Here is a 9,606-nt window from a genome sequence, read left to right as displayed (position 1 = left end):
GAAAAGCATGAAAAGTCTTTTGCTGGTGTGACAACTTCCGTTGATATCGGTGTCCTTGGCACGGTACAAGGACTAAAAGATGCCGCAGATCACATGAATAATAAGGATGGCAATAACACAGTTATTAATGGCATACTGACTGGCATGAAAATCAGTCATCTTTATAGTAAAGGCAAAACCTTTGTTAATTGGCTGACTGGCAATACGGGGGAAAAGGGGAACACAACCAAAGGACTGAGTAGCTCATTAGGAGGATTGGGGGGCTCCACCAAGGATGCTCTTGCCAATCTGGCTGGCGCATCTGGCAGTGTAACCGTGGGCTTTAAAACTGAGAAAACAGAAGCCTCTGTTCAGACCTCCACAGCGGTGACAGATAGCATAGAAGGCGGACGCGCTGTTAACATGCATGCCCACGAAGGCAGCATTCATGGTGTTGGCGCTGATATTATCGCTGGTACCAATCCAATCTATGTGCTGGAAAATGATGCACAGAGCGAAAAGATCACCATGGAAGCAGGTAAAGATATCATCTTTGAAAGTGCACAAAACACGCAAAGCACACAAAACAGCAGTGAAAGTGCTTCAATGAGTGTTGGCACCGGTTATGGCACGGGTGGCGCAGGGGCAACGGGCAGTGCTGCTTTTAGTCAAGGGGAAGGTTCCAGTGAGGAAGTTCAACACAAAAACAGCCATATTATAGGCACCGGCACTGTTCATACCACGAGTGGGGCAAACACCACATTGGCAGGCGCCGTGGTTTCTGGAGAGCGTGTAGAAATGGAAGTAGGGGGTGATTTTGCCATTACCAGCCGCAGTGATACGGGACAAACTTCCAGCAAGCAAAACTCTGTTTCCATTGGTTATAATAGCCGAGAAAAGGAAGGTACAGCCACAACCAATATTTCATTGAACAAGGATAAATCCTCTAGTGATTATCATAGTGTTGTGGAGCAATCAGGCATCAAAGCGGGTGATGGTGGTTTTAAGATCAACGTTAAAGATAAAACAACGCTGACCGGAGGTATTATTGAAAGCACCGCGCCGGCAGAAAAAACAGCCTGACCACAGGAAGCATTAGTACCAGTGATATCAGCAACAGTGCGCATGCTCAAGCCAGCAGTCAAGGTTTAAGCATTTCAGCGGGTGGTCCGATGTATCAGGGCAAATATGGTGTCGGGAAAAACATTGCTAAAAATGTCTTGGATCATTCAAAAGCTAAAGATTCAGAGGAAGGATATACCAAATCCGCTATCAGCAATGGCACTATCGTCATTACTGATGAAGCAGGGCAGAAGGCATTAACAGGGCAAGATGTTGAGCAAGCCATAGCCTCCCTTAATCGGGATACTGCCACCGCCCATAAGGGTGTACAACAGCTCGATGTAGGCAAGCTGGAACAAATCGTCCATGAAAACCGTGAAATGGCAACTCAACTCTTAGAAGAAGGGTTTAAATATAGCGATGACTCCTATAAAACCATGTTTATCAAAGAGCACCCCATCGCCGTGGTCGACCGTGATGAAAAGGGCAATACAATCTATGAAATAGATGAAAATGGGGAGCCTATAGAAGACGCTCGTGGGCAAAAAATACCTAAGTTTCATTATTTAACGGATGAGGAAAAGGAACATTTGCAAGAAGGTGCTGATGGCAAGGTGCATGTGTCCCTCAATGGCATTTTTACACCACCCTATGAGGCGGCTGTTTATGCAGAGCAACATGCGGAGAATAAAAATGTACCGCTTTATTTTGTTGTGTTCCCCAAAGCCGATTCTGCTATCTCAGAGCTTCTGGTTGCAGGCTATCAGAAGTTTATGGAAAATAACTTTTGGGGTTTGACCAATTCAACACAAGAAGCAAAAGATATAACGTCTCGCTATGGTCTTACAGGATTAGAACTTTATGGACATAGCCGTGGGACGATGACATTGGGGAATATGCTGAATTCTTTCAAACAAGAAGGTGTTCACGGTATAGCCAACGAAAACACGACTATCAATCTCTATGGACCAGCCTTTAATGTTTTAGTTGCATCCGGTCTGTTAGGTTATGTGAGTGACGGCAAACAAACCATTGTTGGCTTTGATGGGCATAGATACGACTTTGTCAGCAGAATTATTGGCGGTAATGGCTATACCTACGAGACAATACCTGCTGGTAGTAATTGGTGGAAAGAAACATGGAATATGTTCACAAATCCTTACAATCCTCATACTTGCCTTGGAGATGCGGGTAATAAGTGCAGAACACTTTATGGCACATCTCATCGTGAACAAAAACCTTGAATTAAATCATGGAGGAAAAAATGAAACAAACTTTAAAATTATTAAGCGCTGTAACTTTGTTAAGTATAGCTGGATGTCAGTTTAATAAAACTCCTGGAGGATATTTGAGCGCGTGGGAGAAAAATGGTGTTACTGATTTTACTGAGGTAGGAAAAGCCTTATTAGAATGTGGAATGCCAACCCCTTATGATAAGGATCCAGAAAATAGAAAGTTAAGTTTAAATAAAAAGGCGTTTATTGATTCTTGTATGGTTCAATCAGGATTCCGCTATAAAGATACAGAGGCAGGAACGTGGTGTGAGAATTTTCAAGGAAAGAATCTTCCGGCTTGTCGTCCAGGTGCTGTCATACCACAGCGCAGTGTCAAGAAGCGCTTAAACAGCCCTTTTTGTAAAAAATATAAAAATAGTCGCAAATGCCAACCTTAAGTGTTTCTATTGGTGATGATCAACAATCTGCCATCCTTGCCTTCACTTGGAATGGCGCGATTGTTTCCTCAATCCACCATCTTAATATTGTATGTAAAGCAATATGGCGTAGAATGTACTTAGTAATCCTATAACCAGGTTGCGATACAGGACGGTTTTTGTTATCATCCAAGTTGATGAGTTTAAGAAAGCCTTGTCCGTTCTTACGTGACAAGGTTTTCTTTTTATGCCGCGTCGTTATAACGTTGCTGTTTTGCTTGCTCGATGACATTCAAAAGATCTGATTGTAACCAACGCGATAAAAAACCAAATTTTAAAGGTTTTGGGAGAGAGCCATTGGTAACATGACGGCGGAAAGTTGAGACACTCATATGAAGCAATTTTGCACTTTCACGGTCAGTTAAAAGAATATCATTTTCTGTCATATTAAAATCCTTTCACTATAAAAAAAGAAAACAAAATATAACTATTTATTAACCACATTTTGGTTCATTTTTGAAGGTATTTTATTTATAGAAAACAATATTTTATCATATAATTTCTGATGTGATAATTTATGAGTCTTATTGAGAAAGAATGAGAGAAAAGAGAGCTAATGTAGTTTGACACTAGGTTTTGTACTAAGTGGGAAAAGGTGGGATTAGGTAGGAATACGTGATAATTTGTTGTTTTTATGTATAAAATTTAGCATTAAATGCGCGTTTTGTCAAAATAGATTTTGACACCTAAAATTGTAAAAAAGAGCGAAAAAGAGTGAAAATTAGAAAAAAGTGCGTTTTCATGGTAAAAATGAGAGAGGGCTTTGAAAGGTCTTTGAAAACCCTGTGAAAAATTTTAAAAAGTCTGTGAAAGCCCAGAAAACCGCCTTTGAAGACCCTGTGAAAAAAATCACTCCAAAAGTTCAATTGACTCCAAAATCAGCCAAAAATAACCAAAAAAGCAAAAAAGATTTTCACCTATTGATGATTATCTATTTTTAGAGGCAATATATACTTATTAATCAAATAGTTATATTATTTTTTTAATGTAAAAAGATTTTCATATCGATTTTTCATATTAAAGGGACATTAAGCTGTATCTTATGTAGTTTCTGGATGTGCATTTTCAGCTTTTATTTGACGCTTTAAATGCAATTTTAGAAGAGGTAAAATAAGCTCTACTTCTTCCGTGTCGTTGATGTCTTGAACAAGCTCTTGCAACTTTATACAAAGTTCCGCCGCGCGTTCCGCTATATCTTCAGGAGGGATCTTTATATTTGCATCGCGATGGGTTGTATAAGCTATGCGACCAAGCTTTTTCATGAGTCCAGCAGGAATAGTTTGTGGTTTAAAACCAGCTGCTTTCGCTTTTGCCATGTCACTAAACATTTCGCCTTCACCCGTAACGAGCCAATGAGGATTAATGTTATAGGCCGTATAATAGGCGTTAATTGTTGAGCATGTTGGTTCGTGTGCTCCAATTTCATAATTGGCCAGGGTGCCACGTTGTAAATTAAGCCGTTGCGCAAAGATACTACGTTCTTCATTTCCGTAGATTCGTCTTATTTCACGTAGGCGTTTTGCCAATGGTGTTTTAGGTTCTAGTTCGGGGCGTGCCAAAAATGCTCCTTATTCATATTTAGGTTCGTTTTAAATTACAGGATTTTAAAAAGAGATTCCCCCATTCATTTTAGAGAGGCATTAAGCCGTATTTTGTGTAGTTTCTAGATGTACTCTTTCAGCCTCTATTTGACGCTTTAAATGCAATTTTAAAAGAGGCAAGGTGAGTTCGATTTCTTCCGTGTCGTTGATGTTTTGAACAAGCTCTTGCAGTTTTCCATAAAGTTCCGCCGCGAGTTCCGCTATATCTTCAGGGGGGAGTTTTATTTTAGCATCGCGATAGGTTGTATAAGCTATGCGACCAAGCTTTTTCATGAGACCAGCAGGAATGGTAGGTGCTTTAAAACCTGCTGCTTTCGCTTTTGCCATGTCACTAAACATTTCGCCTTCACCAGTGACAAGCCAGTCTAAGGATATTCCACAGCGATCTTTATATATTCGCATTATAGATGCAGGGGGTTCTTGCAAACCCGTTTCATAATTGCGCATAGTCGTTTCGGGGATTTCAAAATGTTTAGCAAATTGTTTGCGCTCTGTAAAACCAAGGGTGTGCCGTATTTCACGCAAGCGTTTTGCCAGTTCTGTTTTAGGTTCTTTTTCAGGACGTGCCAAAAAAATCACTCCAAATCCATTTTCGGTATTTACAAAAGCCGAATTTGGCATTATACATCTAATTACCGCCCGATATAGAGGGCAGATATTTTACAATTAACCCCACAAAAAACGGATGGTTTGAGCATCCGTTTGAAGCAGGAGCGAAGTTATGACAACCACACAAAAATGGGATCGTCATAGTATTTTAGCCGAGCTACGCCGCCGTAATATGACCTTGGCGGAGCTCGCGAAAGCTTATCAACTCTCCTCATCCAGTGTTCAACACATTTGGACACGGTCTAACGAGAAAGCCGAACGCGCTATTGCCGATTTTATCGGTTTGCCCGTCGAGCAGGTTTTTAGCGACCGCTACCCCAAAAGTCGCCGTCGTATTTTTAAAGCAGCAAAACATGCCAACACAGATTCGCGTGCGCATTCTGCTTTGCGTGGGAATGCTGCTTGAATTTCGTTACACGGCTTTGCGTTTTTGCGCATTTGCCATGAATTTAAATACCATAAGATGAAAAGGTTTATCAATGTCTAAAGATCAATACGAAATGGGCAAGATAAATTGCATAGAGTTGCGTCATAGAACAGCCGTTTGGGTAGTTTTGTTTTCCATAGGTGGTAAGCGGATTTTACTAATGGGGGATGGTTATGGTTGCAGCTTATAATTTATGGATGCCAGAGGCAAAAAGAGAAATTTTTAATCCTTATTCAGAAGCTGAGCGATTACAAATGATGCTTTCCTGTTCTTTAAAAGCAGTGAGTGGAGGCTTTCGACATATACCGATACGGTATGTTATTGACCCCCCGCATGGCTTATTTGATGCGATATTAGCACGGCAGATTGCTATTCATATTTTGCATTATCAGTTTGAGGTGCCGCGGCGGCGTCTTGTTGCCATGCAAGTACGGAAGCAGACTGCTATCTTTCTTGCTTTGCAAGTGATTAACCGGCGTTTGGAAGAACCCGTTTTTGCGAAAGCTTATCGAAGATGGGCAGGGCGTGCGATGGATTTGTTCTTTAAAGAGATCAGAAAGGTGGGGACGTGATGGCACAGTTTCAAAAGCTTGCTCTTGATGTGATTGTGGTGCCGGAGCGTATACGCCCTGTAGATGATGAGCATGCCAAGGCACTTGCACAATCAATGGCGCGGGAGGGATTGATGAATCCGATTACGGTGCGCCATACCCCTAATGCTAAGGAAGGCAATTATACGCTTATTGCTGGTGCGCATCGGCTGCGTGCTGCGGAGCTTTTAGGCTATAGCGAAATCGATGCGGTTGTGGTGCAGGCTGATAAGGACAATGCCGCGCTTTTAGAAGTGGCTGAAAACCTTTTTCGCAATGAATTGTCTGTTATTGACCGTGCGCTTTTTGTCCAGACTTACCGCGAATTGTGGGAAAAGAAGTATGGGGAAATTAAGGTTGGTGGGGACGGTAGTAATCAACATAAAGTCAAAAAAGAGCAATTCGGTCAAGTTGACCGAATTGCTCAAAGGGACAGCAATGCAACTTCAGAGCACCATGAAACTGGGTGTGAAGGGGATGAAAAATCAAAGGATCAAGTTGATCCTATTTCTAAAATGAGCAATAGTGCAAACATTGCACAATTGCATGATGAAGAGCAATTGGGTAAACATTACCCTTTTGCTGAACATGTGGCAGATCGTATTGGTTTATCGAAACGTGCAGTGCATTATTTAACGAAAATTGCTCAGCATTTACAGCCGGAGTTGCGGTCTGTTTTGCGGGGGACGGCATTGGCGGATAATCAAGCGCAATTGTTGAAGTTGGCGAAGATGGAGCCGGTTTCGCAACGGCGGGTGGCGATTGCTTTGCAACAGGTTGAGGGGGATTTACGGCGGGCTGTTGATTTGGTCAATGGGGTTAATACGCCGCCGCAAATTAATGAACAAGAGCGGGTTTTTGCTCAGTTATTAGGTGTTTGGCAGAGAGCAGATGCGCAGACAAAGGCGCGGTTTTGTGATTATCTTGCAAGAGAACGTGGGGAGGTGCTGTCATGAAGAGGCATGGTTCCGGGCAGCTTGATTTTTTCCAAAAGCCGGTTTTCCCCTGCCGCGAACCCGTTGCGCAGATTGATTTAGGGCGGTTTCGTTCACGCATTAAGCGTGCCATGGCGCGGGCTTTGAGAGAATGCCGGCATGAGCGCAGTGTGATTGCGGAGCGTATGGCGCATTATTTAGGGATTGGGTGTTTAAGTAAGGCGAGTTTGGATGCTTATGTTGCGGAAAGTAAGCAGGTGGATATTTCCCTGCCGCGGTTTAAGGCATTTGTGCGGGCGACAGAGGCATTTTGGCTTTGGGATGAGGTGGTGAGTGAAGATGGATTGTTGCTGTTGCAAGGAGATGAGGCGCGGTTAGCAGAAATTGCGCGGCTTCAGCAGGAACAGCGGGAGATTGCAGCGCAATTGAAAGCCATGCGTGCAACGCCGGTTCGCATTAAAAGAGGGCAGCCATGAAGGAATGGTTTACTATTGCCGAATTGGCTGAGGCTGCTTTGCCAGGGTTGCCGAAAACAAAGATCGGTCTCAACAATCTCGCGCTTAAGAAATGGCGTTTGAATAGACAATTGTTTCGCCAAACATTAGGCAAAACCAAGCCGGTTTGGGAGTATCACATTTCCTTATTGCCGGAGGGAGCGCGGGCGGCATTGTTGGTGCGGGCAGGTGGTGTTGATGTGAAACAAACGCAAGGGGAGCAAAAGGCAAGTATTTGGGTGCGTTATGAGGGGCTTTCAAAGGCGCATAAAAGGCGCTGTGAAGAGCGTTTGAAGGCACTTTGCTTTTGGGAAGATTTGCTCCATGCCGGTATGGGTGTGCATGATGCGGCAAGTTTGAGTGCGGTGCAATTTGGTGTGAGCCGGATGTCGCTTTTTAATTGGCGGCAGATGGTGGAGGGGTATGAGCGCCCTGATTGGTTGGCAGCTTTAGCGCCTTGTTATGGTGAGGAGAATGTTTCGCAATTTGCGCCGTGTCATGATGGGGCGTGGGAGGTTTTTTGTTCGGATTATTTGCGTCCCTCTAAACCTGCTTTTTCGGCGTGTTATCGGCGCATGGTTTCGGTTGCGCAGGAGCGGGGTTGGCAGCCCATTCCTTCTGAGCGGGCTTTGCGGCGTCGTTTTAAGGCGCAAATTTCCAAAGCGGTTGTGGTTTTAGCACGTGAGGGAGAAGAAAAGGCAAAAAAGCTTTATCCAGCCCAACGGCGTGATCGCTCCAGCCTGCATGCACTGCAAGCAGTGAATATGGACGGGCATAAGCTGGATGTTTTTGTGAATGTTCCTTGGACAGAGAAGCCTGTGCGGCTTTATCTGATTGCCATTCAAGATCTTTATTCGGGCAAGATTTTATCGTGGCGCTTGTCGGATGCTGAGAGTTGGGAAATTGTTCGTTTGGTGATTGGGGACATGGTGGAAGCTTATGGGATACCGGAGCGTATGACCTTGGATAATGGGCGTGCCTTTACCAGCAAGTGGATTTCTGGAGGTGTGCAAAACCGTTTTCGTTTTAAGATTAAGCCGGATGATCCGCAGGGGCTTTTGACGAGTTTGGGTGTGCAATTGCAATGGACCACCCCTTATAGCGGACAGTCTAAACCGATTGAGCGGGCATGGCGTGATCTGGCAGAAGCGATTTCGAAACATCCCTTTTGTGCGGGGGCTTATACGGGCAATAAACCGGATGCCAAGCCTGAAGATTATGGAAAACGCGCGATAGGATTTGAAGCGTTTAAAGCCCATGTTGGTGCGCAAATTTGTGCACACAATGCGCAAGCGGGGCGCAAGGCGGTCAATTGTGCGGGGCGCAGTTTTGATGAGACCTTTACTGAGAGCTTGCAAGCCGAGGGGACGATTATTCGGCAAGCAACGGCAGCACAACGGGCTTTATGGCTTTTAACCTCAGAGGCATTGCGTGCGCAAAAGGGTACGGGGGAGATCCATTTTTATGGCAATCGTTATTGGGCACGGGCGTTGAATGAGCATGCGGGGAAAAAAGTGATTGTACGCTTTGATCCGGATAATTTGCATCAAGATTTACGGGTTTATGATTTGAATAATCGGTTGCTTTGTTTGGCACCATGCCTTTGTGATGTGGGTTTTTACGACCAGCATGCGGCGCGCTTGAATGGGCGTTTGCGTAAAGAATATGTGAAGGCAGTTAAAGCAGAAAAACAGTTGGCAGCAAAGCTTGCGCCTGATCAGTTGGCTGATGTTTATGGGCGCCTTGAAGGAAAAGATGATGAACGAAAGGATGATGGTTCAAAATCCAAGCTTGTTGTTAAGCCAAAGGTAAGCCGCTTGATGCCAAACAATATGGGGAATTTAGCTGTGAAAGTGCAGGATGATGAGGCTTTAGATACGCAAGAATTTAGTCAACATTTGCACAAAGCTTTAAGACGACTTTCTGCCTCTGATGAGGGGCGTGAAGTGATCAAGTTTCCCAAGCAATAGAATAAGGAACTAGGAAAAGAGAGGGGGGATTTACAAGAATTCTCACAAGGAAAGGGGGGAAGGAAGTCGATTTTGTATCGCGTACGGCTTGAAGCGTTAACAAAGAAAGGGGGGGAGGAATCTTATCCATTTCAAAGTCTAATCAATACATGAAGTTTCTAGGTATCTTTGCCTGATCGGGTGAGATGCGTGGAGTTAGCAAGTTCCCTGATGTGTGAGAAAGAGAGG

General features: G+C 43.9%; 10 protein-coding genes and 1 pseudogene. 7 read left to right on the top strand and 4 right to left on the bottom strand.

Annotated elements, in window-relative coordinates:
- A pseudogene (locus ACFIL2_RS01415) lies at positions 1-2,285 on the top strand (hemagglutinin repeat-containing protein); the annotation flags it as partial.
- Positions 2,286-2,305: 20 nt separating this feature from the next.
- Positions 2,306-2,713 (top strand): hypothetical protein, encoded by a 408-nt coding sequence (locus ACFIL2_RS01410; RefSeq protein ID WP_375624302.1) that lies wholly within the window; start codon positions 2,306-2,308, stop codon positions 2,711-2,713.
- Positions 2,714-2,732: 19 nt separating this feature from the next.
- On the opposite strand, the gene ACFIL2_RS01405 is transcribed toward ACFIL2_RS01410, so the two are convergent.
- The 4 genes from ACFIL2_RS01405 to ACFIL2_RS01390 all read right to left on the bottom strand — a co-directional run bounded on the left by ACFIL2_RS01405 (position 2,733) and on the right by ACFIL2_RS01390 (position 4,923).
- The gene (locus ACFIL2_RS01405; RefSeq protein ID WP_375680564.1) at positions 2,733-2,927 is read right to left on the bottom strand and encodes a hypothetical protein; all 195 of its coding nucleotides are present in this window, start codon (positions 2,925-2,927) and stop codon (positions 2,733-2,735) included.
- Between the two features lie 10 nt (positions 2,928-2,937).
- Positions 2,938-3,138, bottom strand: a complete 201-nt coding sequence (locus ACFIL2_RS01400; protein ID WP_015856172.1) for an AlpA family transcriptional regulator — start codon at positions 3,136-3,138, stop codon at positions 2,938-2,940.
- Positions 3,139-3,792: 654 nt separating this feature from the next.
- Entirely contained in the window at positions 3,793-4,311 is a 519-nt protein-coding gene (locus tag ACFIL2_RS01395) for a helix-turn-helix domain-containing protein (RefSeq protein ID WP_375680565.1), read from the bottom strand.
- A gap of 81 nt (positions 4,312-4,392) precedes the next feature.
- On the bottom strand, positions 4,393-4,923 hold the full coding sequence (locus ACFIL2_RS01390; protein WP_375680566.1) for a helix-turn-helix domain-containing protein: 531 nt from the start codon (positions 4,921-4,923) through the stop codon (positions 4,393-4,395).
- A gap of 151 nt (positions 4,924-5,074) precedes the next feature.
- On the opposite strand from ACFIL2_RS01390, the gene ACFIL2_RS01385 reads away from it, so the two are divergent.
- The 5 genes from ACFIL2_RS01385 to ACFIL2_RS01365 all read left to right on the top strand — a co-directional run bounded on the left by ACFIL2_RS01385 (position 5,075) and on the right by ACFIL2_RS01365 (position 9,378).
- Positions 5,075-5,368 (top strand): helix-turn-helix transcriptional regulator, encoded by a 294-nt coding sequence (locus ACFIL2_RS01385; RefSeq protein WP_273790132.1) that lies wholly within the window; start codon positions 5,075-5,077, stop codon positions 5,366-5,368.
- A 194-nt stretch (positions 5,369-5,562) separates the two neighbouring features.
- Complete coding sequence (locus ACFIL2_RS01380; protein ID WP_375680567.1) at positions 5,563-5,961, top strand: hypothetical protein; 399 nt, start codon at positions 5,563-5,565, stop codon at positions 5,959-5,961.
- Positions 5,961-6,935, top strand: coding sequence for a ParB/RepB/Spo0J family partition protein (locus tag ACFIL2_RS01375; RefSeq protein ID WP_375680568.1), 975 nt, complete (start codon positions 5,961-5,963; stop codon positions 6,933-6,935). The genes ACFIL2_RS01380 and ACFIL2_RS01375 overlap by 1 nt, the downstream gene beginning before the upstream one ends.
- Positions 6,932-7,390, top strand: a complete 459-nt coding sequence (locus ACFIL2_RS01370; protein WP_375680569.1) for a hypothetical protein — start codon at positions 6,932-6,934, stop codon at positions 7,388-7,390. Before ACFIL2_RS01375 ends, ACFIL2_RS01370 begins: the two co-directional genes overlap by 4 nt.
- Positions 7,387-9,378, top strand: a complete 1,992-nt coding sequence (locus ACFIL2_RS01365; RefSeq protein WP_375680570.1) for a transposase domain-containing protein — start codon at positions 7,387-7,389, stop codon at positions 9,376-9,378. Before ACFIL2_RS01370 ends, ACFIL2_RS01365 begins: the two co-directional genes overlap by 4 nt.
- Positions 9,379-9,606 lie beyond the last annotated feature (228 nt).

The sequence above is a fragment of the Bartonella sp. AP30XZML genome, from assembly GCF_042195945.1.
GTDB lineage: Bacteria > Pseudomonadota > Alphaproteobacteria > Rhizobiales > Rhizobiaceae > Bartonella.
This window is presented reverse-complemented; position numbering and strand designations above follow the sequence as displayed.

What these genes read in the sequence shown, in the direction of transcription:
- ACFIL2_RS01410 (WP_375624302.1), top strand. Translation starts at nt 2,306, where the DNA reads ATGAAACAAACTTTAAAATTATTAAGCGCTGTAACTTTGTTAAGTATA.
- ACFIL2_RS01400 (WP_015856172.1), bottom strand. Translation starts at nt 3,138, where the DNA reads ATGACAGAAAATGATATTCTTTTAACTGACCGTGAAAGTGCAAAATTG.
- ACFIL2_RS01385 (WP_273790132.1), top strand. Translation starts at nt 5,075, where the DNA reads ATGACAACCACACAAAAATGGGATCGTCATAGTATTTTAGCCGAGCTA.
- ACFIL2_RS01380 (WP_375680567.1), top strand. Translation starts at nt 5,563, where the DNA reads ATGGTTGCAGCTTATAATTTATGGATGCCAGAGGCAAAAAGAGAAATT.
- ACFIL2_RS01375 (WP_375680568.1), top strand. Translation starts at nt 5,961, where the DNA reads ATGGCACAGTTTCAAAAGCTTGCTCTTGATGTGATTGTGGTGCCGGAG.
- ACFIL2_RS01370 (WP_375680569.1), top strand. Translation starts at nt 6,932, where the DNA reads ATGAAGAGGCATGGTTCCGGGCAGCTTGATTTTTTCCAAAAGCCGGTT.
- ACFIL2_RS01365 (WP_375680570.1), top strand. Translation starts at nt 7,387, where the DNA reads ATGAAGGAATGGTTTACTATTGCCGAATTGGCTGAGGCTGCTTTGCCA.